The sequence below is a fragment of the Sorangium sp. So ce321 genome (assembly GCF_051530195.1).
GTDB lineage: Bacteria > Myxococcota_A > Polyangia > Polyangiales > Polyangiaceae > Sorangium.
Map to the genome: position 1 here is coordinate 2,870,885 of NZ_CP150329.1, position 22,307 is coordinate 2,893,191.

The window sequence follows — 22,307 nt, forward strand, 5'->3', positions numbered from 1 at the left end:
GGCCGCTCGCCTCCTCTCGTTGCCGGGAAGCGCCGGCGGGCATGCCAGGCCCTGCGCGGCCGTGATGACTTTGCGCGTCATCCCCGACAGACGCGGGTTCCCGTGAGCGGACCCGTCGGTGAGCGCCGTCGCCGCGGTCAGGGCCCGCTCCAGGAGCTCGCGCGCAGCGGGCTCCCTCGGTGCGGGCGCGAACCTTCCGGGCTGCGCGGGCCGCCAGCGCTCTCGTCCGCGCGCCCTTTCTGCGCCGCGTCCGCGCGCCTCTGCCCTCCGGCGGGCGCGACTGCGCTACGATCGATCCCATGCCTCCCGCTCGCGTCGCCGCAGAAGCGCTCGTGGGCAAGCTCCTCTGCAACAAGTACCGCGTCGTGCAGCTGCTCGGCAGCGGTGGGGTCGGGCACGTCTACCTCGCGGACCGCATCGGCAGGCCTCACGAGGCCGCGCCCTCGCGCCTCGCGGTCAAGGTCCTCCGGGCAGAGCTCCGCGATGATCCGCTGCTCGTCGCGCGGTTCGAGCGGGAAGCCGCCGCGGCTTCGCGCGTCCGTCACCCCAACGTCCTCTGCGTCGAGGCGCTCGAGCGCGCCGGCGACGCGCCGTGCTTCGCGATGGAGCTGCTCGTCGGGCTCGATCTCGCCGACACGCTGACCTTCGTCCGCTCGCTCGTGCCCTCGCGCGCGGTCCGGATCGCCGCCGACCTCGCCGCGGGCCTCGAGGCAGCCCACCGCGCCGGCGTGATCCACCGCGACGTGAAGCCGGAGAACGTGTTCCTGGTGCACGCCGCCGACGGGCGCGAGATCGTCAAGCTGCTCGATTTCGGGCTCTCGTCCCTCCAGGAGCCGGGCGCCGAGGGCTCGCTGCTCCCCCGCGTCGTGGGGACGCCCGAGTACATGGCGCCCGAGCAGGCGCAGGGCGCTCCGGCGGCGCCCGCCGTCGACGTCTACTCCCTGGGCATCGTGCTCTACGAGATGCTCGCCGGCCGCGTTCCATTTCAGGGCCCATACCCGGCCATCGCAGAGCAGCACGGGCGCGAGCCGCCGCCGCCGCTGCACCGGGTCCACCCAGGGCTCCTCATGTCGCGCGAGCTCGACGCCGTCGTGCGCAAGGCGCTCGTGAAAGATCCCCGCGGCCGGTTCCCCTCGATGGCGGAGCTGCGGCAAGCGCTGCTCGCCACGCCGGAGGCCGGCGCCGGCGTGGCGTTCGCCGTCCAGCCAGACGCCGCCGCACCGCCTTCCGGCATCGGGCACTGGGGTGCCAAGCCGTGAAGCCCGCTCGGTCCGGAGGCTTCCGTCGACCTCCCTGCGCCTCGGCTTTGCTCTCACGGCGAAGCCCTGCTAGACGGCCGTTAGCATCTCTTGTTCCGGGCGACCGCCGGATCCGCTCGTCAGGCCGTTTCACGCACGGCGAGCGATCCGGCATGGTTCGGAGGTCCGCGGGCGCGGGCCTCATCAGCGCGGGTCGGTTCTCCAGGAGAAACTGGAATCCCACTACCGCGCGCCGGTCGTCCTCCACTCCCTCCAGGCTCTGCCTGGCCGCTTTTTCGGTTGCTGATTATGGGTCGCACGACCCCATCTCCTGACAACGGCACAGCGGCGTTTCACGACGCCGAACTCCCGCTTTACGAGACCCGCGACGCCCCGGGGCTACGCGCTGCGTCCGACGGCGAGCGCATGCCGACGGACACAGGCGCCCTCGACGACGATCCGTTCCGGGTCGAGTTCGTCGCCGAGGACATCCCCACCCCGCGGCGCTACCAGGTCGTCTTCGACGAGGCGCGGATCGATCCGGACGTCCAGAAAGTCGTGCGGCGCCTCGTCCGCCACGGCTTTCAGGCCTACCTGGTCGGCGGCTGCGTTCGCGATCTGCTGCTCGATCGGCGCCCCAAGGACTTCGACGTCGCCACCAGCGCCCGGCCGGAGGAGGTCCGCGAGCTGTTCCGCAACTCGCGCATCATCGGCCGGCGGTTTCGCCTGGTGCACGTCCTCTTTCAGGGCGGGAAGGTCATCGAGGTGGCGACCTTCCGCCGCAACCCGAAGGAGGACTCCGACGACGGGAGCGAGCTGCTCATCCGGAGCGACAACGCGTTCGGCGTCGCGCACGAGGACGCCCTCCGCCGCGACTTCCGGATCAACGCGCTCTTCTACGACGTGGAGGCGCGGCAGATCCTCGACTGGGTCGGCGGCATGGAGGACGTGCGCCGCCAGGTGGTCCACACGATCGGCGATCCGGAGACGCGCTTCCGCGAGGATCCGATCCGGATCCTGCGCGCGCTCAAGTTCGCTGGCCGGCTGGGCTTCGCGATCACCCCCGACGTCTACGATGCGGTCGTCTACTGCCGCGACGCGCTCGCCCTCGCCGCGCGCCCGCGCCTCTCCGAGGAGATCCTGCGCCTCATGCGCGGCGGCCAGGCGCGCCGCACCATCTACCTCGCGTGGGAGACCGGGGTGCTCGACATCCTCCTGCCGGAGGTCTCGGCGCTGCTCTACGACGACCGCGGCGACGACGGGCCGGGCCAGCGCCTGTGGCGCGTGCTCGACTACGTCGACCGGCGCACCGCCGCGGATCGGCCGCTCGACGACACGGTCCTCTGGACGCTCCTGCTCCTCGAGCCGATGAAGGAGGCCTGCGACGGCGTCCGCGATCGGGCCGCGGCGGCCGCCGATTTCCTCGAGCCCCTCATCGACCGGCTGGCCATCTCCCGCCGCTACGCCGACGGGATGCGGCGCATCGTCGCCGTCCTGCCGAGGCTGGCCGGCGGCCGCGCCGGCCGCTTCGCCCGGACGGACATCTTCCAGCCCGCCCTCGACGTGCTCGCCGCCGAGCTGACCGCGCGCGGTGAATCCACCGAGGCCATCGACCGGCTCCGCTCCGCCCCGCAGCCGCGACGCCCCGCGGACGCCGCGCAGTACCGGCGCTGACCGGTGCGCGGCGGTGGATGGAGGATGGAGCGAACGGCTGCGGATGGCGGGGAACGCCGGCGATTGACCGGCCGGCGTGGAACATCGCCGGGGTTTCTGGTTTCATAATCACCCTCGATGTCCCCTCCGGCCGCGCGCCAGCGCTCAGCTCCTTCGCCCGATGTGTCCGCCTCCTGGCGCCGGCGCGGCTGGGGGCGCAGCCTGCTCGTCTTCGCGCTCGCCTGCGCCGTCTCTCCGCTCGCCGATGCGCAGGGGTCGCTCCTGCACGAGTTCATCGCGCCGGATCCCGCGGAGGACGTCTCGCTCGCCACGACGACGCTGGACGGAGGGCTCCCGGCCGCGATCCAGACGCCGAGCGGCCTGGCCACGGCCCCGGATCCGCAGCGCCCGCCGTCGACCCAGCAGCAGGTCTACAGCAACGTCGGATCCGACGCGGGCCCTGAAGCCTCGTACGAGCCGGATCGAGACACCCGCCGGCCGAATGTCGAGCGCTACGACGATCCGTTCTCCCCCGCGACCGCCCCGTTCAAGCGGCTGCAAGCCTACGACGCCGTGAGGGCGGACTACTCGCTCGTCGTCCGCGACAGGAGCCTGAAGACCCTCAAGGCCGACGCCACGGTCTCCGGGGGCGACGAGGCGTTCTACGGGGACATCGCGGTCGATCTCGTGCCGAACGAGCCGGTCCGTATCCCGACCGTCGGGCCGGACACGCGGCTCGTGCGGATGCACGTGAACCCCGATACCCCGGTCGTCGTGCTGCGCGACGGCGCCGACAACTGGTTCGTGCGCGGCACGAAGAGCGCGCGCGTCCGGCTCGTCGTGCAGCTCGCGATCGCGCGCGCGACCTTCGGCAGCGAGTTCGCCGACGTCGACTGGGGCAAGCTCGAGCGCTACCGCGCGCCGCAGGAGGCCGCCCACGAGGCGGCGTTCAAGCAGGTCGCGCAGGCGATCGGGATCTCGACCGCGATGCGCCCGCGCGACGTCGTGCAGAAGATGGTCGAGTACTTCCGGTCGTTCGCCCCGTCGGACGACCCGCCCAAGGGGCACGGCGACATCTACCTCGATCTCGCGCTCTCGCGAAAAGGCGTCTGCCGCCATCGCGCCTTCGCGTTCCTCGTCACGGCCCTGCACATCGGGATCCCCGCGCGGATGATCGTCAACGAGGCGCACGCCTGGGTCGAGGTCCACGACGGCTCGCTCTGGCACCGGATCGACCTCGGGGGCGCCGCCCTCAACATGGACCAGGAGATCGATCCGAACCGCCCGCCCTATGTGCCGCCGCCGGATCCCTACAGCTGGCCGGAGCAGCGCGACTCGGGCCAGGACCTCGCGGAGAGGACCCGCGCCGAGCAGGCGCAGCAGCAGGGGCCCGCCGGCCCAGCCGGCTCCGGCAGCAGCCCCGCCGCGCCGCCGCCCTCGGCGCCGCCCGCGCCGACCCCCGCGAACGATCCGAACGAGCGCGCGGCCGAGCGCACCGACGTTGTCGTGACCGCGCTGGACAAGGACATCCGTCGCGGCTTCCCGCTCCACCTCCAGGGGCAGGTCAGCAGCAACGGCGCGCCGTGCGGGCACGTCCGCGTCGACGTGATCCTGACGGGCGACGCGGCGCCGCAGGGCGTGACGGTCGGCTCGCTGTCGACCGACGCGCAGGGCCGCTACGACGACGCCGTCATCGTCCCCCGCGAGGTCGCGCTCGGCGAGTACGACCTCGTGGTCGCCACGCCGGGCGACGCTCGCTGCAAGGCCGGCCGTACGGATACGGCCGCTCCGTGAACGACGCGCCGGGACGCCCTCCGGAGCCCCCGCGCGTGGCGGTCGGCGCCGTCGTGATCGAGCGCCGCCCGGACGCGTCCGGCGCGCCGCGCGTTCTCCTCGTCCGGCGCGCTCGCCCCCCCCTCGAGGGCTCCTGGTCGCTCCCCGGCGGCCGCGTCGAGCCCGGAGAGCGGCTCGTCGACGCCGTCGCTCGCGAGATCCGCGAGGAGACGGGCCTGGAGATCCGCGTCGGCCCGCTCGTGGAGGTCGTGGAGATCGTGACGACTCCCTATCATTACGTGATCCTCGATTACCTGTGCGAGCCGGTCGGTGGTGCCCTCTCTCCAGGAGATGACGCGTCCGAGGCGACCCTCGTGCCTGTCCCCGAGCTGCCGGCCTATGGCCTCACCGACGCCGCGGTCCGCGTGATCCACCGGGCCCTGACGATGGCGGGCACAGGCTGAAACAGCGCGGTTCAGGGAGAACCTGGCGCGGCGTGGCGCTCGGCCAGGCGGGATGTCGCGCGAGGAGCGACTCTCCACGTTGAGCCTGAAGCGCTGGCAGTGATGGCGTTATTTTATTGTCTTGCTGCTCGCGACGTCCGCCAGCGACGACGCTAGGTTCCACGTGGGTGTCGCGATGAGCGCTGTACCGGCGATCGTGAGGGGCCTGGCGGTCGTCGTGGCGGCGACCCTGCTCTCGTCTCCTCTCTGCTTCGCTGGACCCGGCCAGGACGGCGCCGGCCTGTTCGCGTTGCCCGCGCCGCGCGGCTCGATGAATGCCGTGCTGTCCGGGGCGCCCGGGGGCTCAGGCTGGTTCCCCGCGAGGGCCGCGCGCGCTCTCTCAAGGACCGTCGCGCGGGTGGTGCGCTCGGGGATTTCCCCGATGTTCCTCGGCGTGCACGGTATCGGTGTGACCGTGTCCGGTGAAATGTGATGAGCGCGGCTACCCCACGATAGCGGCTGGCCGGATGAGCGAACGCGACGCCTGAGCGCCGAACGCGCGCCGATCGACTCACCTTCGCGCGGTGTGACTCACGCGGCGTCCGGATTGCGGCGTTTCTGGAGACGTCGTAGACCGATCTATCTATGAGCTCGACGCGAAGAGCGAGGAAGGAGGAGCAGAAGGAGGAGCGGCGGCGGTTCATCATCGACGCAGCCTGGCAGCTGTTCCAGGAGACCCCGTATCCCGAGGTCACCATGGCTCAGGTCGCCGAGCGCACCAGGCTCGCAAAGGGCACGCTCTACCTGTATTTCACCACCAAAGAGGAGCTCTTCCTCGCGGTCGTCGATCAGGAGCTCGCGAAATGGTTCGATGATGTGAATCGCCACCTGGCGCATTTCGGCGCCTCCCAGGGCGAGCCGAGCGCGGCGCGCCCCCGGCCGCCGCGGGGGCGCCGCAGCGCCGGGGAGACCGGGAAGGACGCAGTCGCCAGCGTCGCCTCGATCCTGGCGACGACCCTCGCCGCGCGCGACGCGATGACGCGCTTGCTCTCCATCCTGCACAGCGTCCTCGAGCAAAACGTCAGCTACGAGGCCGCACTCCGCTTCAAGCTGTCCCTGCTCGCGCACGTCGAGCGTACGGGGGCGCTGCTCGAGCGGTGCGTGCCCTCGCTCGCGCCCGGGCACGGCGGTCCGATCCTCATCCGCATGTACGCCCTGCTCATCGGGCTGCGGCAGGTCTGCGACCCCAGCGACGTGATCCGCGATATCCGCAGCCGGCCGGAAATGGGCCTCTTCCGGATCGATTTCGGCGAGGAGCTCCGGGCCTCGTTTGCCATCCTCCTGAGCGGGGCGCTCGCGCCGCCGCTCGGCGCCGAGCGGCTCGGCGCCACGGTCCTCCACGGGATGAGCCCGGTGGAGCGGCGGCGCCCGGAGGGGTGAGGGGGCGCGTTCACCAGGGATCGCGCGCCGACATCGGCGGCAGGTGATCCGCGAACGGCTGGTTGAGGATGCGGGCGATCACGGACTTCCACGTGGTCGCGTCGTTCTCGAAGTCCTCGTGCCGCCGCGCCTCGGAGCCGTGGGGCGGCGGCCGCGTGTTGGGCCCCTTGATCCACTCCGCCCTCGGGAACACGATGGGCCGGTCCTCCGCCTCCCCCGTGAGGAGCGCGAGGACGTCGGCGTTCTCCGGGTCGAGGAGACCCGCCTCCATGCCGAGCAGGGAGACCCCGCTCGTGCCGGGCACCCGCGGGCGCCGCTCGAGCGCGTTCGAGACAAGGTAGAGGAGCGACCTGCCGTACACCTCGCAGTGGTCCTGGAGCTCCGCCTCGTCCGTCAGCGTGAACAGGGCGAAGCGGCGGACCATGCCGCTCTTGATCGACGGCATGTACGTGTCGCGGAATGCGTCGATGGCGCTCGCCGGAGCGAGCAGGGAGAGCGACTCGATGGGGAGCCCGAGCCCGAGCTGGCCTCGCATCGGGCCCCCCTCGATGCGCTTGCCCTTCTCCGAGGTGACCAGCTGCACCAGCGGCGCGAGCAGGAACGTGCCGCTCGAGTGGGCGACCAGGTGCAGCTCGATCCTGGGATCCCTGTCCATCAGCGACGCGAGGCGGCCGATCATCTCGCGGAGGCCGCCGTGGTCGGCGTCCATGGTGGCGTCGCCCGCGGCGAGCTTCATGCGATCCCACTCGGCCTTGCCGCCCATGCGGCGGACGAGCGGCTCGAGCGCGTCGTCGCGCCGATCGATCATGAACCCGAACGCCCTGGGATCGTAGCCGTCGTGGCGGCGTCCCTCCGTGGCGCGGTGGAGGATCTCGAGCAGGCGCGGGTAGTGATCGGTCTCCCAGAGCAGCTCGATGGGGTAGATCTCGTGCCCGAGCAGCTTCGGCCGGAGGCGCGACATCCGGTTGATCGCGTCGATCTGCCGGCGCAGGCCGCCGCCCGCGATGAGCACGAGGCGGCGGCGCCGCCAGCTCTCGGTCGCGCTCAGGAAGTCCTCTTCCATGATGATGCGGACGTCCTCCGAGGACGTGCCGTAAGCCCCGCGCTGCTGGAGCTGACCGTGCATGTCGACGCTGATGAGGTGCGGCCGCAGGCTGGCGAACGTCCGGCTCGCGGACGTGAGCGGGCGCAGCGAGCGCGGCTGGCTCAGGCGGATGGGGACGCCGAGCCGGCCGACCCACGCGTCGAAGCCGTACTGGAGCCAGTCGTCGTAACAGAGCCGCCCGAAGCCGCTCTTGCCCCAGCCGAGACCCCAGGAGTTCTGGAGCCAGAAGCCCTCCGCGTCATATCCGATGATCGCGAAGGCGTGGCCGCCCCAGGGGGCGATGAAGGGGTTCGTCTTGTCGACCGGCAGGATGACGCCGTTCTTCTGGGTCCCATAGTACCAGCCGTTGAACGGGATGAGCGCCGAGGCCGCGATGACCCCGACCTCGGCGAGGGCGTTGTGCATCGCCGGGAGGTCCTTGTGGTTCACCCTTTGATACAGGCCGAGCGGCCGGAGCATCGCGTCCGACGCGCGCTCCGGCGTGAGCGTCCCGTGGAGATCGTTCGCGTCCCACGGCCACTGCTCATAGGCGCAAATACCGTGTTTGTGCCAGCCCTTCATGGCGCCCCTCAGGCTGGAGCCCCTCGCGTCGTCCTCGCCCGGGTACTCGTCGTAACGGCGCGCCATCGTGTACACCATGTTCTGGCTCACGAGGCCGTAGTCCGGGGACACCTTGCGCTTGCGCAGCAGGTAGTGCGCCATGGTGGCGACCGTGAAGCCGGTGCAGCCGTTGTTCCTGCCCTGGTCGAGCACGGGCACGCCGAAGTCCATGAAGCGCTCGGGCGGCATGACCGGAGGCACCTCCACCATCGTGGGGCGATAGAGGGTGTCCCGGAAATCGAGGACGTCAGCGCGGGCGTCGGTCGTGATTTCCCCGTAACGCTCGGCGAAACGCTCGGAATCGATCATGGTTTCCGATCTCGTAAGTCGCCGAGTGTCGCACGGGCAGCGCTCCGGGCAAAGTCGGCGGCGCCCGCCCGCGGTCGAGTCTGCTCGTGCTAGCGTCGCCCGAGGCGGCGCCGCCCGCGCCGACCGTGGAGGGCTGGAGGTGGGATGAGCGAAGGCGGCGGCGTAGAGGGAGAGAGCGAGAGCGCAGAGGGCGCACGGAGCGGCGTCGAGGCGTCGCTCGAGGCCGAGGTGCTGCAGCGCCTCGCGTCGTTCCGCGGCCGGCTCGGGAGCGAGCTCGGCGCGCTGTTCGACGAGCTCGCCGCGCGCCTCAGGCTCCTCGACGGCGCGCCGGGCGAGGGCTACTTCTCGCACCCGACGGCGCTCCCGGTGCTCGAGCTGCCGCTCTGGGTCGCGACGCGGTTCGGCGCGCCGGGGCCCTCGCTGGACGAGGGATCGCGAGGGCTCCCGCCGCTCGCCGTGGAGCTCGCCGAGGCGGCCGCGGTCGGGTACCTGCACGTCCGGATCGAAGACGACCTGCTCGACGAGGGGCTCGGCGATCCCGGCGCGGCGTTGCTGCTGTCCGGGGCATTGTTCGCCCGACACCAGGCGCTGCTCGCTCGCTCGCTCGCTCGCGGGAGCGCCTTCTGGGGCCTCTTCGAGGAGGTATGGCTCGGGTACGGCGAGGCGATGCTCCTCGAGCGGCGGCTGCACCAGGGCGGAGGCCCGCGCGACGCCGAGGCGTTCCGCCGGGTGCTCGGCCGCACGCGCCCGCTCGTGCTTCCGGCGGCCGCGGCGCTGTTCGCGCTGTCGCGGCCAGAGCACCTCCCCGACCTCGAGGCGTTCGTCGCCGCCCTGGCCGCAGCGCACCAGCTGTTCGTGGACCTGCTGCACGCCGAGAAAGACCGTGCGCTCGGTAACACGACGTATGTGCTCTCCCGGCTCGGTGCTCAGGTCGAGGCGAGGGACGCTGGGCAGCTTCGGCCGAGCGGGGCTGCGCCCCCGGACGACGAGCCGCGCCGGGATCCGGAGGGGCGCGCCGCGACGGCGCTGCGCGCGCAGCTGTTCGCGCGCGGCGGCTTCGACGCCATCCTGGAGGAGGCGCGTTGTGAGCTCGCTCGCGCCGAGGCTGCGGCCGGGGCGCTCGGGCTACCGGAGGCCGTGCGCTTCTGCAAGGCGCGCGCGCGGTACATGACCGAGATCCAGCGGCGCGTGTTCCTCGCCTTCTTCAGCGCGCTCGCCGGCAAGCCCGCTGCAAACGCTGGCGCGCCGCGCTGAGGCGCCGCGCCGCGCACGGTCGCGGCGCCCTCATGAACATGAAGGCGCGGCGAAGCGCCCGCTTCCCCTTGCTAGCCGTTTGGAGGTCTCCTAGCCTCCCGAGCGAGAAAGTGAGGAGTCGTGACTTCGAAGAAAACAGAGGCAGAGCTCATCGGTCGTGCCGTTGTGGATTCGAGCTTCCGTCAGCAGCTCCTTGCGGCGCCTGAGCGCACCATCGAGGCGGAGGGGTACGACGTCGGACCGGAGACGCTCCAGCGCATCCGGGACGCCGCGACCTCGACGCCCGAGGCGGTCGACGCGGCCATCGCGACCGCGGCGCGCGAGGGTGGAGTCGGTATGTGACGCTGGCCGCTGCCTCGGGAGCCGCCGCCGCCTGGCCATGGCTCGACCCGGACGACAAGGCGGTGTGCGAGCGCTCCTGGTCGGCGTTGCTGCTCGCGGGAGCGCTCCAGCGCGGCGACGCGGCGTGGGGCGCGCTCGCCATCGAGCGCGGCGTTGGCGCGCCGGCGGGGCGCAGCATCCCCTGGGCCAGCTGGGCCCTGCGGCTCTGCGGGCGCGTCGGCGCGCCCGCCGCGGCCGGTGATGCCGCCGTTGCCGTCGCCGTGGTGGCCGCCGGCGGCATCGAGGGCGCTCCTGACGCGCTCGCGCGGGGCGCGCTCGCCGGGCGCCTCCTGGCGCAGCACGTGGACGAGGCGTGCGCGCACCGCTGGCTGCTCGGCCTGGCCGGGCTCGCGGAGGCCTCGTGGCAGCGCAACCCGAGGGCCGCGAGCGCCGCGGCGGGCGCCCTGGTCGCGGACGCGGCCGCCGTCGGCGCGCGCGAGGTGGTCGCCCTCTGGACGGCGCCGGCGCTCCTGGCCGGCGACGAGCTCGCGCCCGCACGCCGCTTCGGAGAGGCGGTGACGGCGCCGCTCTGGCTGCTGGACGGTCTCGTGCGCCTCTGGCTCGATCCGGCCGCGCCGGACCTCGCGGCGCCGACGCTCACGCCGCTCCTCGCGCTCTGGCTGGGCGGCGCGGAGCTCGCTCCTCCGCTGCTCCTCGCCCTCGCGGGCGAGCGCGCGTCGCCCGTGCGCCGCCGCGAGATCCACGGCCTGCTCGCGACCCGCCCGTACCGGGCCGCGCTCGCCGCGAGCGTGCGGGGCGCGCTCGCGGCGGCGCGCGAGGTCGTGGCGGGCGCTCCTCGGTCGCGCCCGACGGAGCGGGGCCTCGCCGAGGCGCAGGGCGAGTTCCTCGACGCGCTCGCAGGGCGGCTCCGCTTCTTCGAGGGGCTGATGTCGTTCCGCGACGTCCTCGGGGCCGGCGCGGCGCTCGGGCCGCCGCGCGCGCAGGGCGACCTGTCGCTGCCCGACGTCGTGCGCGCCGATCTGCGGGCGGCGGTCGCGTCGCTCCTGGAGTCGGCGCCGTGGCCGGAGTCCTGGGAGGTGCAGCGCTTCGGCGTGCTCGGATCGCGCGAGCAGCCGGTCGGGCACTGGTTCGTGCGGGCGACGATCCTGATGGCCCTGATCGAGATCGGGGAGGTCGGGCGCGACGTGCGCGCCGACGCCGCGGCGCTGCTCGACGAGATCCCGGCCGGAGAGCTCCGCTACTTCGGCGACTTCCGCGACCTCCCGCCGGACGCGGACGACCTGGCGATCATGCTCCAGCTGGCCGCCGAGACAGGCGCCGCCAGGGAGCGGGCGGAGACGTGGATCGAGGTCATGCTGGCCAACGTGGGCGACGACGGCGTGGTCCCGACCTGGTTCTACCGCGGTCCCGCGGGGCCGACCACGCCGGGCGCGACGTGGGCCGGCGACGACTGCACGGCGGTCAGGTTGAACCTGCTCGCGGGCCTGCTCTCGTTCGACGCGGCGCGCTTCGCGTGGCTCATCGACGCCAACGCGCGGCGCGCGCTCGACGCCGCGTCGGAGGACGCCATCGGCGGCGCCTGCTTCTACGACGGCGCGTACACGGATCTCGCGTTCCTCCGCTTCGCGCGCCTGTACCGGCGGAGGGCAGGGGACGCGCCGCGCGCGGCAGAGATCGCCGCGGTCGAGGCCGCGGTCCTCGCGCGGATGCTCGGGTCGCAGCGGCTCGACGGCGGCTTCGGGACCCCGCTCCGCACGGCCGCGTGCCTCGAGGCCGCGGCGATGGCCGACGCGCCGGATCCGCTGCTGATCGAGCGGGGGCTGCGCTACCTCGGCGAGCGCCAGCTCGTGGACGGCTCCTGGCCGGCCGAGCCGCTCTACCGAGCGCCGATGAAGCACGGCCGCGAGGGGCACCACGAGGGCAGGGCGCTGACGACCGCGCTCTGCGCGCGCGGGTTCGCCGCGGCGCTGTCCCGGCTGCGGCGCGGAGGAGAGCGGCGCGCATGAGCAACGAGAAGTCGCCGGAGATCGTGCGGATCATCCAGGCCCAGGAGATGCGCGGAGAGCAGATCGTGAACCACATCCGGTTCGTGTTCGCGCTGCTCGCCGTCTACACGTTCACGCACGTGTGGACGGTCAACACGCCGGCCGCGAACCAGATCTTCGCGATCCAGATCGGCGGCTACCTCGCCTTCTCGCTCCTGCTCTACGCGTTCTTCCGCCTGCGCCCCGGCGCCCATGTGGGCTGGCTCAAGTACGTGAGCATCTTCGTCGACCTCGCGCTCTTGACGCTCACGGCGCTGGCGAACGCGAGGAATCACTCCGGGATGATCGAGTACTTCTCGAGCTACCTGGCGACGGTCTACGTGCTCTGGAACCTGATGTCGGGCTTCCGCTACAGCCTCGCGGCGTGCCTGTACTCGGCGGGGCTGTCGGCCCTCTTCAACGCGGTCGTGCTCGCGGCCACGGTCTGGACCGGCGCGATCCCGATCAGCGCGGTGTCCGTCTACGGCCAGAACGCGATCAACATCGCGGACCAGTGCCAGCAGATCCTGTTCATCGCGCTCCCGGCCGTCGTCGCCGGCATCATCGCCCGCATCTCGCGCAACCTGCTCCTGCGCGCCGAGGTGGAGTCCATGGCCCGCCTCCGGCTCGAGCGCGAGAAGCAGGAGCTCGGCCGCTACCTCTCGAAGGACCTCGTCGACTTCGTCCTCTCCGACCCGGGGCGGCTCAAGCTGGGCGGCACGCGCCGGCACGTCTCGGTGATGTTCACCGACATCCGCAACTTCACCCCGCTCACCGAGTCGGTCGAGCCGGAGGTCGTGGTCTCGTTCCTGAACGAGTACTTCACGGAGATGGTCGCCATCGTGTTCCGCTACGGCGGCACGCTCGACAAGTACATCGGCGACGGCCTCATGGCGGTCTTCGGCGCCCCGCTCTCGGTCGAGGACGCGCCGAAGCGCGCCGTGATCGCGGCGATCGAGATGGTGCAGGCCCTCGAGCGCATGAACCAGCGGAAGCTCCTCGGCTGCGGGGAGATCAAGATGGGCGTCGGGATCGCGACCGGCACCGTCATCTCCGGCAACATCGGCTCGCTCCAGCGCATGGAGTACACCTGCATCGGGGATACGGTGAACACGGCCTCGCGCCTCGAGCAGTTCAACAAGGAGCTCGGCTCCAAGATCATCATCTGCCAGGCGACGTACGCGACCCTCGACGACTGCATCCCGGCGCAGCCGACCGGCGCCCTGAGCATCCGCGGCAAGAGCCGCCAGGTGCACCCCTACATCGTGGACCACCAGGACCTCCCGCCGGAGCGCCTCGAGGAGCTCCGGCGAGAGCTGCTCCAGGCGCCCCGCCGCATCGAGTCGATGCCGCCGCGGCCCGACGTCGCGCGCGCGCCGGCCGCGTGGCGCAGCACGGATCGTGAAGGAGCGCAATGACGCAGGGACGTCCCTGTCCGCGGCGTCGGCGGATCGATGCCGCGGGCCAGCGGAGCGGGCCCTCACGCTGAGCCCTCCGGACGGCGACGCGCGCGCGATCCGGACCGTGAAGGCCAGGTCGTGACGGGCCGAGATCAGGCGCGCGCAGCGCCCGGCGTCAGGCGCTGTGCGGGCTGCGCCAGGGCGTCACGAGGGGGTTGCGCGGAAGCGCCGCACCCGCGCCGAGCCGGGGCCGCCGTCCTGCGTCGACAGGCCTAGCGCCGTGCGCGCAGGCGCGTGGAGGCGCTGGAGGACGCGATCGAGCAGGCGGAGCGCGCCGTCGCTCATCTTCGCGCCGCGCGGCGAGCGGTAGCCGAACGCGACGCCATCCACGACCTTGTAGGCATTCTCCGTGGGCGAGGCGGGGCGCATCTCGACGACCAGCGCGCCGTCGCGCGTCTTCATGATGACGACGATCTCGCCCGGGCGCGCCGAGGCCTCGACGAAGGTCCACCCGCCGGACGTCGCCTCCTTGATCCCGAGCTCGAGCACGCGCTGCAGGTCCTGCCCCGCCGGCGCCAGCGTCGTCGCGCCCTCCACCCGGATCTCCCCGCCCGGCGGCACCACGCCGCTGCCCAGCGGCATCGCGGGCCGCCGCATCTCGCGAGGCCCGGGGAACGACCACATGTCCGGCGTGATCTCTCCGCCCTCGCGGTACGCCATCTCGATGAGGCGGCTGCGCTCGCGAGAGAGCGCGTCCTCGGACCAGCCGAGGCAAGAGCGCATCATCAGCGTGAAGGGGTCGAAGCGGAGCTCGAATGACGCGGGCGCGCGGGTCATGAGGTCGTCCGGAAGGACGAGGCTGTGGAAGATGCGGACCTTGCACGGGAGCTCGCGCGCGCGCTCGAGCGTGCGCCGGAACGTGATCGGCCCGTCGCCCGGCAGGCCGAGGAGGATGTCGACCTCGACGTCCGTGAACGCCGAGAGCTCCTCGATCACCTTCGCGAACTTCGACTCCCGGAACGGGCGCTGCGTGCCGTCGCCGGTGTCCTTGGTGAGCGGCGGCAGCCGCGCCTCGAGGGACACGCGCGCGGCGCCGCGGAGGAACTCGAGGTGCTCGTCATGGACGTGCTCCGGATCGAGCGACGCCATCAGCGTCGCCTGCTTGAAGAAGCCGACCCGCCTCTCCGCCGCCACGAGGTTCCTGAACGCCTCCGTGTTCAGGTTGAGCGGGGCGTCCACGATCTGCACGCCTGGGGCGCCCGCCGCGAGGAGCGCGCTCAGCTCCTCGACGAGGTAGGCCTCCGAGAAGACCCCGGCGGCCGCGTCGCCCGTCGAGATGCCGCAGGTCGGGCAGCTCATGACCCCGCCGCGGCTGATCTCGAGCGGGACGATGCGGTCGGTCGGGAGCAGCTTCATGCGGATCGGCGAGGGGAGCTCGTCGGGCGCGACGTAGGGCCCTTCCCCCGTGGAGACCCAGCCGTCCGCCGTGGAGATGTGCAGCCCCGGCACCGTGCGCAGCGCCTCGGGCGAGCGCTCGCTCAGGCGGACGATGTTCCGGAACGTGAGCTCGTTGCCGTGCACGAGGGCGTCGATGCTGGCGGCGGCGTCGCGCCAGGGCGCGAGCGCGAACATCGCGGGGCGCGCGAGGGGACCGCAGAGGACGATCGTGCGCCCTGGCCGGTTGCGCTTCAGGTGGCGCGCGAGCTCGATGAACGTGGGAAAGGACCAGACGTGCGCGGCGAGGCCGACCACGTCCGCGTCGACGGCCTCGACCTCGGCGACCCACGCGTCGAGATCCCTCGTCTGCGCGTCGACCACGTGGATCGGCACGCCCGCGAGCTCCGGATCGGCGAGCAAAGAGGCTTCGACACGACGGATTCCATGGCTGGACGGCGCTCCCCCACCGTCCGGCATGGTTGGCTCCATCGCGAGTAGCGCGACGCGGCGTTCGCCAGGCATCCATGGGAGTCTACCAGGGTGTCTCCCCTGTCGGGAGTCCGTTCGCGCTCTCTGTTTGCCAGGCGCTGGCCGGCTTCCCGTCCGCCCTCCTTGCATCCGGAGCGCCGTCGGGCTTTCATACTGCCCAGGGCGGGAGAGGGGTAAAGGAGCGTACCGGACCGGCGGGAGCGGCGGTCTGTCTGGTTGCGTGCGCGCGGCGTCGTCGGCGTGGCGCGGCGCAGCGAGCGCTCGGGAGCGCGTGAGCCGACGCGCGTAGATCGTTTCGCGACGGTCGCCGTCGCGCCGGCGTTTCATCGCGGTTGCCCGCGCCTCGCCGGCTGCTGGGAAGTGGGGGCCCGCGCCGCTCGAGCGTCGCTCCAGCCAGCAGGAGACAGGGACATGCCGCCCGGCGAGCGGCCCCCGCTGCCGAGGAAAGCCGAGGGGAGCCATGCGTGGCAAGCACGTGATCCTGGTTGCAGAGGACGACGTCGACACCGCGGCGATGCTGGAGGAGCTCCTGACGCTGGAAGGGTACGAGGTCGAGATGACCGCGACCGCGCGCGCGGCGCTCGAGGCGCTCGCGGAGCGGCGCTTCCACGCGGTCCTCCTCGACCTGTCGATGCCGGGCATGACGACCGACCGGTTCGTCGCCGAGGTCGCCGGGCTGGGGACGCCCTCTCCCCTCATGATTTTCTCGGCGCGCCTGCCGCACGAGATGCGGGCGATCGCCGAGCGGCTGAATGCGGCCGCGCTCATCCCGAAGCCGGTGGACATCGATGTGCTGCTGAGCGCCCTCTCGCAGGTGGTGCTCGGCTCCTCGCGCGAGGGTGGTTGACGTTGCCCACCCGCGCCGCAGACGCCCGGGACGCCGCTCCGGCGGGCGGCGTGCTGCTGCGCTCCATCGCGCCGGTGGTACGATCCGCGCGCGACGTGCGTGGAGCGCGACCCGCCGCGCGGATGCTCACCCTGGCTGGCCGCAGATCCGGCCACACAGCGGCTTCGCCGGAGCGCTCCCGTGCTGTAACATGCGGCTCGACGACGACGGACGACGACGCTCGATGCCCGCGAACATCCGCGATGCGCACGCCTGAACCCTCCCGCCAGAGCTGTCCGGAGCAAGCCCCGTCCGCCCGCGCGGCGCCAGGGCTTCACCGTGACCGCGCGGGCGAGCTCCGCATCGCGGCGACTTCGCAGCAGCGCGTCACCGCGTCACCGCGTCACCAACTGCCGCAGAGAGACCTTCATGCGCCTCCTTCCTCGCAGAACAATCTTCGTCATGCAGACCCCGAGCAGGGATTCAGGGCTTTCCCTGTTTCGCGGCGACGTCAGGCTTTCGCATAGTGGTTGATGCACCGTGCCTGCCACTCCCTTGAAGAGGATCCTCGTTGTCGATGACGATCCGGATATTCGAGAGACCCTTGCCGAGCTCCTGCAAGAGGAGGGGTACTCCGTCTCCTCGGCGGCGCATGGCGGCGAGGCCCTCAGCGCGCTCCGAACGGACCCGAGACCCGGTCTCATCCTGCTCGACCTCATGATGCCCATCATGGATGGGTGGCAGTTCAGGGCAGAGCAGAAGAAGGACCCGGAGCTCGCCTCGATCCCGGTGGTGATCATCTCGGCGACCGGGCGCGACGAGTTCGTGTCCTCGCTCGGCGCGGCGCAGTTCCTGAAGAAGCCGATCAACCTCGAACAGCTGCTCGCCGCGGTCGAACAGCACTGCCGGTGAGGCGCAGTGCCGCTGTTCGTCTATGGCACGTTGATGCGCGGCGAGCGCTCGCACGCGCTGCTCGGGGGCGCGCGTTACCTCGGGCCCGCTCGCACACCCCGGTCGTTCGAGCTCGCCGACTTCGGCGCCTACCCGGCGCTCGTGCGCGGGGGCTCTGTCGCGGTCCTCGGCGAGCTCTACGAGCCTGACCGGGAGACGCTCGCCTCGCTCGACCTCTACGAGGGCTGCCCGGACCTCTTCCAGCGCGAGGCGATCGCGCTGGAGGGGGGCGCGCGCTGCGAGGCGTACCTGATGCCCGCGGGCCAGGCGCTGGGGCGTCCCCGGATCGCGTCGGGGGACTGGCGGGCGCGGCAGCGATGAGCGCGTCAGTCGGGGCCGGCGCGGCGCGCTGAGCGCAGCCCGGGTGGGGCGCCCTCGTCCTTCTCCTCGCCGCCGGTCCTGTCCTCGACCACGAGGAGCAGGGCCGGGAGCTCGCCCTCGTCGGCCTGGAGGCGGAAGGCGGAGAGCGACAGCGTCTTGCGCCCGGCGCGCGCGAGCACGGCGTCGACGCGGAGGTCGACCAGGGAGGCGCTGCGTTGAAGCACGTCCCGGAGCCGCTGCTCCAGCTCCGGGGTGTTCCAGCCAGCGTCGATGGCCGAGAGCGGCCGTCCCTCGATGTCGCCGAGCGCGACCATGAACAGCTCGCAGTAGCGCCGCGTGGCCGCCCGGATCCGGAGCTCGCCGTCGAGCAGGAGGAAGGGGTGGCGCAGGACCTCGAACACGGCGGAGATGCGCTCGCGCGTGCCCGCGAGCTCGCGCCCGGCGCGCCTCGGCGCGTCGCTCTCCAGCCAGCAGATCACCGCGCCGTCGACCTCGGCCTCGGAGGTCCGGGAAGGGCGGACCCGCATGACGTAGGAGCGCCCGTCGCGCTCCTCGACCTGCCGCTCGACGGTGCTCCTCGTGTCGAGCGCCTCGGCGACGACCGGCGCGATGTCGGCCCAGCTCCTCGGCTTCACGTCGAGGATCGACCTGCCCACGTCGCCAGCGGCGAGGCCGAGCAGCCTGTCCGCCGCGCCGGTGACGCGGCGGATCCGGAGGTCGGCGTCGAGCAACACGACGGGGACGTTGGTGCTGGCGAGGACGTCCTGCAGCTCGTCGTTGGCGAGCCCGAGCGCGACGTTGCTGCTGTGGAGCTCCTCGTTGACGGTCGTGAGCTCCTGGTTCAACGACTGGAGCTCTTCGTGGGAGGACTCGAGCTCGTCGTTCATCCTGTGCAGCTCGTCGTTGCTCGCGAGGAGCTCCTCGTTCGCGCAGAGGAGCTCCTCGTTCGTCGCCTCGAGCTCGTCGATGATCGACTGGAGGTACTCCCTCGTGGCGACGAGCTCCCTGCGGAGCTGGACGAGCTCCATGTCCCTCTGGGGGGCGCTCTGGGTCGGCTCGCCGCCCGCGTCCAGCCCGGCCGCGCGGGACTCGGAGAAGAGGACGAGGAAGCAGCGTCCCTGCGGGAGCCGCACCTTGAGCGGCCACACCTCGATGTCGACGTACCGGAGCTTCTCTCCCTGCCTGACCTTGACATGCTCCCGGCGGGCCATCGCCCAGGAGCTCATCGACGCGTCGATGGCGCCCCGCAGGTCGAGCAGGAGCCCCTCTCGCGCCATCTTGAAGAGGTGCAGGCTCGCGTCGCCCGGCGCCGGCTCGAGGTAGGGCCCTGTCTTGCCCCGGAACTGGAGGATCTGCATCTCCTCGTCCACCACCACGCCAGCCGGGGCGTGGTGCGCCATGACGATGGCGTCGGCCTCCTTGCGCACCGCGTCCATGCTGGGCCCCTCGGGGCTCCTCTGCCTGTCCGCCGCCGGCGCGGCCACGCTCGGCGGAGCGGGCGCGGCGAGCCCGAGGGACGCGTCGGACGCGGCGCGCTTGCAGAAGATCCTGTGGGTCCTGTCCACGATCCCGAACAGGTCGGGCATCGCGCCGGTGCCCTCGGACGACCCGAGGAGCAGGAAGCCCGTGGGCTTGAGGGCCTGGTGGAAGGTGTGCAGCAGCCGGCGTTGCAAGCTCGGCTCCATGTAGATCATCAGGTTGCGGCAGCTGATGAGATCGAGCTTCGAGAGCGGCGGGTCGGCCGCGGCGTTGTGGCGCGAGAAGATGCAGAGATCCCGGAGCGACTTGTTGACCTGGACGCCGCCCTGCACGCGGACGAAGAAGCGGCGCAGCCGGCCGGGATCTACGTCGCTCGCGAGGCTCTCGGCGTAGATCCCGGCCCGCGCCTGCTGGATTGCGGCCTCGCTCAGGTCGGTGCCGAAGATCTGGATGGCGTGGTCGCTCGCGTCGGCCTCGAGGACCTCGAGCAGCGAGATCGCGAGAGAGTAGACCTCCTCGCCCGTCGAGCAGCCCGGCACCCAGATGCGGACAGGGCAGTCGCGCGGCCTGTTGTGCATGAGCACCGGGAACACGTGCGTCTTCAGCGCGGCGAAGGTGCCCGGGTCGCGGAAGAACGTCGTGATCTTGATCAGGAGGTCCTGGTAGAGCTCCTCGATCTCGCCGGGATGCGCTTGCAGGTGATCCAGGTATTTCTGGAGGCTGGCGATCCCGTGGAGCGTCATTCTCCGCTGGATGCGGCGCTTCAGCGTGGTCTTCTTGTAGTGGCTGAAGTCCACGCCCACCGCGGCGTGGAGCAGCCCGAAGAGCTTGCCGAGGGCGGGGTCGACCCCGTGCGCGGGCCAGGGAGCGAGCGCGTTTCCGGGGCGGCCCATCCGCACGAGCTCCGCCGCGATCTCCTCGACGCGAAGGGTGAAGTCGACGCCCCCGGCGGCGATGGCGCTGCGCGGGAGCGCCGACCTGTCGGCGCTGCGCGGATCCTCCGCGAACGTGACCCCGCCCTCCGCCTTCACGTCCTTCAGCCCGAGGGCACCGTCGCTCCCGCCGCCGGAGAGCGCGACGGCGATCGCTCTCGACCCCAGCTCGCTCGCGAGCGAGCGCAGGAAGACGTCGGCGGGGCTCGCGCCGCCCTCACCGCGCGGCGCGAGCTCGACGCTCAACCCGGCGGCCAGCGTCGCGCGTGTATTGGGCGGCAGGACCTGGACGTGACCCGGCATGAGCCTCGTCCCTTGTCGAAGCTCGCTCACCGGGAGCGGGCTGCTCTGCGTCGCGAGCTCGAGGAGCGGGGTCTCCCACGGATCTTCGCTGTAGATCAGCACGAGGGAGAGGCAGGTATCCCTGCTCGGCAGGCGCCGGAGGAGCTCGGCGACAGCGCTGCGCCCGCCGGCCGCCGCGACGACGCAGACGACGAGACAGCGCAGGTCGCCCCCGGAATACGGCTCGCCCGCCGCGGAGGACCCGCCAGCGCCCGGAGACGGATCGATCTCGCGCCTCGACGCAGCCCCCCCGCCGGGCGGGCGCGCGGAGTCGCTCTGGCCCGTTGCCCTGAATTGCGTCCGGCGTGTCTTCTTGTGTTCAGGCATTGTGGCTTGAACGGTTGGTCGCCCCCTCCGGCACCTCGCTGCCGCGGGGGCCTGAAGACGACCAAGCTATGGTTGCGGTGTGCGAACCGTCAACGACCCTACCGTCAGGTTCCATCGTGTCAGTTGAGCGCTGGACACTGTGTCTGACGTCCGCAATCCATCCTTTTATGAGATCAGGAGCGCCCAAGAGCGGTGAGCGTGGAGCTGCGGCCCACCATCGAGCCCGTCAGCGCGCGCCTTCCAGGCGAGCGAGCAGCTGCTCGAGCTGCTCCAGGACGTGCGTGGACTGAATGGCCACCGCGCGGGCGGAATCCCTGAGCCTGAACAGCGTCGCCTCGTCGAGCATCCCGCTGGGCTGGAGCCTGGCCAGGGCTTCCAGCGCGGCGCCGTGGCGCGCTCGGGCGACGTGCGCTGCCGCCATCGCGCGGCGCAGACGCGTGCGCGGGGGCTCGAGGCTCTCGACCCTGGACCACCTCCTCTCCGGCTGATCGCGCCACGCCCCGTCGTCGGCCCGCGCCGACCGCTCGGCGGGCGCCGCGACCGCCGAGGCGGCCTCGTGCGACTCGAGCAGCGCGGGCACCGTGCCTCCCCGCAGCGCTCGCGCCGCCTCGTTCCCCGCGCGGTGCTTCCGCTTCCTGCGCTGCTCATCGGACTGGGTGAAGATGCTGACCCTGATCTCCCGGCTCGCACCGGGCTCCCGGGCGTCCTCCCATCTGTCTTCGTCGACGATCTGCTTGGTCGCGTCGTTGACGAGAAACACCTGATCCGCGTCGTGGAACCGCTCTGCTCGCAATGCCCTCAACGCGGAGCACGCCGTCTCGAGTGAGCGGATGTGCTTCATGAGCGCGAGCCGCCTGCCCCGGAAGCGAACGTAGATGCTGTAGCTGGTCTGGGGCGCCATTTGCTTCGCCTCGTAGGCCCGATCGCGTCATGTTGGGTTCATCCGTCTTCTGGATATCAACTCTCAGTCTCATCTCGCCAGGGAGCCGGGTTGAACGGGCGGTTGCCCGGCCCGCCACGTCTCCGCGGGGCCTCGCGGCGAGCCTTCGCGCGAGCTCCCGGCGCGCGCCTCTCCTCCGGTCTCACGCTTCGGGTACCGTCGTCAGCAGCACCAGGCTCCCGGCGGTTCGCTCGGCGGTCCTGCACGCGGTGCGCACGAGCTGCCACTCTGCTTTCACGAGCTCCGCGATCAGCGACCTGTCCTGGCAGAGGGCCTTGCACAGGGACTCCTCGGCGTCGTCGCCGAAGGAGAGCACGCGGATCGCGATGGCGAGCGCGAAGTCCCTGGTCAGCTGGACACGCAGGTCGACGTCCGGGGTGGAGACGTGGAGCGCATGCTCGGCGAGGGCGACCTCGATCCTGTCCGCGATCGGCGCCTCGACGCCGGCACGCCACTGGATCGAGCGGCATGTCTGCCGGAGCAGCTCCTGGATCAACCGTCTGTCACGACCCCACTGTGTGCTCATACAGCCCCCTCGACAGCTGCCGTCCTCCGGCGGAGGACCGTCCGGGGAAGGGCACGCTGCCGGCCAGAGCGCGCGACGGTCGACGTGGCGTGTCTGAACAATCAGGACCGCTCCCCAAGATCGCGCTCCTCCGGGTCCTCCGATCGGCTCCCCTCC

Annotated in this window: 18 protein-coding genes; 13 read left to right on the forward strand and 5 right to left on the reverse strand. The window is 71.8% G+C overall.

Going from position 1 to position 22,307, the window contains the following annotated elements; genetic code table 11:
• Positions 1-299 precede the first annotated feature (299 nt).
• From WME89_RS11185 to WME89_RS11210, 6 genes are all read left to right on the forward strand, one after another.
• The gene (locus WME89_RS11185; protein WP_438009187.1) at positions 300-1,259 is read left to right on the forward strand and encodes a serine/threonine-protein kinase; all 960 of its coding nucleotides are present in this window, start codon (positions 300-302) and stop codon (positions 1,257-1,259) included.
• A 405-nt stretch (positions 1,260-1,664) separates the two neighbouring features.
• Positions 1,665-2,912, forward strand: a complete 1,248-nt coding sequence (pcnB, locus tag WME89_RS11190) for a polynucleotide adenylyltransferase PcnB (RefSeq protein WP_438009188.1) — start codon at positions 1,665-1,667, stop codon at positions 2,910-2,912.
• Between the two features lie 162 nt (positions 2,913-3,074).
• The gene (locus WME89_RS11195; protein ID WP_438009189.1) at positions 3,075-4,685 is read left to right on the forward strand and encodes a transglutaminase-like domain-containing protein; all 1,611 of its coding nucleotides are present in this window, start codon (positions 3,075-3,077) and stop codon (positions 4,683-4,685) included.
• Positions 4,682-5,128 (forward strand): NUDIX hydrolase, encoded by a 447-nt coding sequence (locus WME89_RS11200; RefSeq protein WP_438009190.1) that lies wholly within the window; start codon positions 4,682-4,684, stop codon positions 5,126-5,128. The genes WME89_RS11195 and WME89_RS11200 overlap by 4 nt, the downstream gene beginning before the upstream one ends.
• A 175-nt stretch (positions 5,129-5,303) precedes the next feature.
• On the forward strand, positions 5,304-5,600 hold the full coding sequence (locus tag WME89_RS11205; protein ID WP_438009191.1) for a hypothetical protein: 297 nt from the start codon (positions 5,304-5,306) through the stop codon (positions 5,598-5,600).
• A gap of 152 nt (positions 5,601-5,752) precedes the next feature.
• Entirely contained in the window at positions 5,753-6,547 is a 795-nt protein-coding gene (locus WME89_RS11210) for a TetR/AcrR family transcriptional regulator (RefSeq protein ID WP_438009192.1), read from the forward strand.
• Positions 6,548-6,557: 10 nt separating this feature from the next.
• Here the strand turns inward: WME89_RS11210 and WME89_RS11215 are convergent, their stop codons facing one another.
• Positions 6,558-8,561, reverse strand: a complete 2,004-nt coding sequence (locus WME89_RS11215; protein WP_438009193.1) for a C1 family peptidase — start codon at positions 8,559-8,561, stop codon at positions 6,558-6,560.
• Between the two features lie 144 nt (positions 8,562-8,705).
• Between WME89_RS11215 and WME89_RS11220 the strand changes: the two genes are divergently transcribed.
• The 4 genes from WME89_RS11220 to WME89_RS11235 all read left to right on the forward strand — a co-directional run bounded on the left by WME89_RS11220 (position 8,706) and on the right by WME89_RS11235 (position 13,599).
• Positions 8,706-9,815 carry a geranylgeranyl pyrophosphate synthase gene (locus WME89_RS11220; protein WP_438009194.1) on the forward strand — a complete coding sequence of 370 codons (1,110 nt, stop codon included), beginning with the start codon at positions 8,706-8,708 and terminating at the stop codon, positions 9,813-9,815.
• Positions 9,816-9,935: 120 nt separating this feature from the next.
• The gene (locus tag WME89_RS11225) at positions 9,936-10,157 is read left to right on the forward strand and encodes a Franean1_4349 family RiPP (protein ID WP_437625143.1); all 222 of its coding nucleotides are present in this window, start codon (positions 9,936-9,938) and stop codon (positions 10,155-10,157) included.
• The gene (locus WME89_RS11230; protein ID WP_438009195.1) at positions 10,154-12,163 is read left to right on the forward strand and encodes a hypothetical protein; all 2,010 of its coding nucleotides are present in this window, start codon (positions 10,154-10,156) and stop codon (positions 12,161-12,163) included. Before WME89_RS11225 ends, WME89_RS11230 begins: the two co-directional genes overlap by 4 nt.
• Positions 12,160-13,599, forward strand: a complete 1,440-nt coding sequence (locus tag WME89_RS11235; RefSeq protein WP_437652218.1) for an adenylate/guanylate cyclase domain-containing protein — start codon at positions 12,160-12,162, stop codon at positions 13,597-13,599. The genes WME89_RS11230 and WME89_RS11235 overlap by 4 nt, the downstream gene beginning before the upstream one ends.
• Positions 13,600-13,785: 186 nt before the next feature.
• Here WME89_RS11235 and WME89_RS11240 read toward each other — a convergent pair whose 3' ends face one another.
• Positions 13,786-15,438 (reverse strand): B12-binding domain-containing radical SAM protein, encoded by a 1,653-nt coding sequence (locus tag WME89_RS11240; RefSeq protein ID WP_438009196.1) that lies wholly within the window; start codon positions 15,436-15,438, stop codon positions 13,786-13,788.
• 529 nt (positions 15,439-15,967) lie between these two features.
• On the opposite strand from WME89_RS11240, the gene WME89_RS11245 reads away from it, so the two are divergent.
• The 3 genes from WME89_RS11245 to WME89_RS11255 all read left to right on the forward strand — a co-directional run bounded on the left by WME89_RS11245 (position 15,968) and on the right by WME89_RS11255 (position 17,605).
• On the forward strand, positions 15,968-16,354 hold the full coding sequence (locus tag WME89_RS11245; RefSeq protein ID WP_437625147.1) for a response regulator: 387 nt from the start codon (positions 15,968-15,970) through the stop codon (positions 16,352-16,354).
• 534 nt (positions 16,355-16,888) lie between these two features.
• The gene (locus tag WME89_RS11250; protein WP_438009197.1) at positions 16,889-17,245 is read left to right on the forward strand and encodes a response regulator; all 357 of its coding nucleotides are present in this window, start codon (positions 16,889-16,891) and stop codon (positions 17,243-17,245) included.
• A gap of 6 nt (positions 17,246-17,251) precedes the next feature.
• The gene (locus WME89_RS11255; protein ID WP_437625149.1) at positions 17,252-17,605 is read left to right on the forward strand and encodes a gamma-glutamylcyclotransferase family protein; all 354 of its coding nucleotides are present in this window, start codon (positions 17,252-17,254) and stop codon (positions 17,603-17,605) included.
• 5 nt (positions 17,606-17,610) lie between these two features.
• Here WME89_RS11255 and WME89_RS11260 read toward each other — a convergent pair whose 3' ends face one another.
• The 3 genes from WME89_RS11260 to WME89_RS11270 all read right to left on the reverse strand — a co-directional run bounded on the left by WME89_RS11260 (position 17,611) and on the right by WME89_RS11270 (position 22,151).
• Positions 17,611-20,685, reverse strand: coding sequence for a CheR family methyltransferase (locus WME89_RS11260; protein WP_438009198.1), 3,075 nt, complete (start codon positions 20,683-20,685; stop codon positions 17,611-17,613).
• Positions 20,686-20,911: 226 nt separating this feature from the next.
• Complete coding sequence (locus tag WME89_RS11265; RefSeq protein ID WP_438009199.1) at positions 20,912-21,586, reverse strand: hypothetical protein; 675 nt, start codon at positions 21,584-21,586, stop codon at positions 20,912-20,914.
• A gap of 181 nt (positions 21,587-21,767) precedes the next feature.
• On the reverse strand, positions 21,768-22,151 hold the full coding sequence (locus WME89_RS11270) for a hypothetical protein (protein WP_438009200.1): 384 nt from the start codon (positions 22,149-22,151) through the stop codon (positions 21,768-21,770).
• Between the last annotated feature and the right edge of the window lie 156 nt (positions 22,152-22,307).

Coding starts and splice junctions, on each gene's coding strand:
- WME89_RS11185 (WP_438009187.1), top strand. CDS start 300: ATGCCTCCCGCTCGCGTCGCCGCAGAAGCGCTCGTGGGCAAGCTCCTC.
- pcnB (WP_438009188.1), top strand. CDS start 1,665: ATGCCGACGGACACAGGCGCCCTCGACGACGATCCGTTCCGGGTCGAG.
- WME89_RS11205 (WP_438009191.1), top strand. CDS start 5,304: ATGAGCGCTGTACCGGCGATCGTGAGGGGCCTGGCGGTCGTCGTGGCG.
- WME89_RS11210 (WP_438009192.1), top strand. CDS start 5,753: ATGAGCTCGACGCGAAGAGCGAGGAAGGAGGAGCAGAAGGAGGAGCGG.
- WME89_RS11215 (WP_438009193.1), bottom strand. CDS start 8,561: ATGATCGATTCCGAGCGTTTCGCCGAGCGTTACGGGGAAATCACGACC.
- WME89_RS11220 (WP_438009194.1), top strand. CDS start 8,706: ATGAGCGAAGGCGGCGGCGTAGAGGGAGAGAGCGAGAGCGCAGAGGGC.
- WME89_RS11235 (WP_437652218.1), top strand. CDS start 12,160: ATGAGCAACGAGAAGTCGCCGGAGATCGTGCGGATCATCCAGGCCCAG.
- WME89_RS11245 (WP_437625147.1), top strand. CDS start 15,968: ATGCGTGGCAAGCACGTGATCCTGGTTGCAGAGGACGACGTCGACACC.
- WME89_RS11260 (WP_438009198.1), bottom strand. CDS start 20,685: ATGCCTGAACACAAGAAGACACGCCGGACGCAATTCAGGGCAACGGGC.
- WME89_RS11265 (WP_438009199.1), bottom strand. CDS start 21,586: ATGGCGCCCCAGACCAGCTACAGCATCTACGTTCGCTTCCGGGGCAGG.
- WME89_RS11270 (WP_438009200.1), bottom strand. CDS start 22,151: ATGAGCACACAGTGGGGTCGTGACAGACGGTTGATCCAGGAGCTGCTC.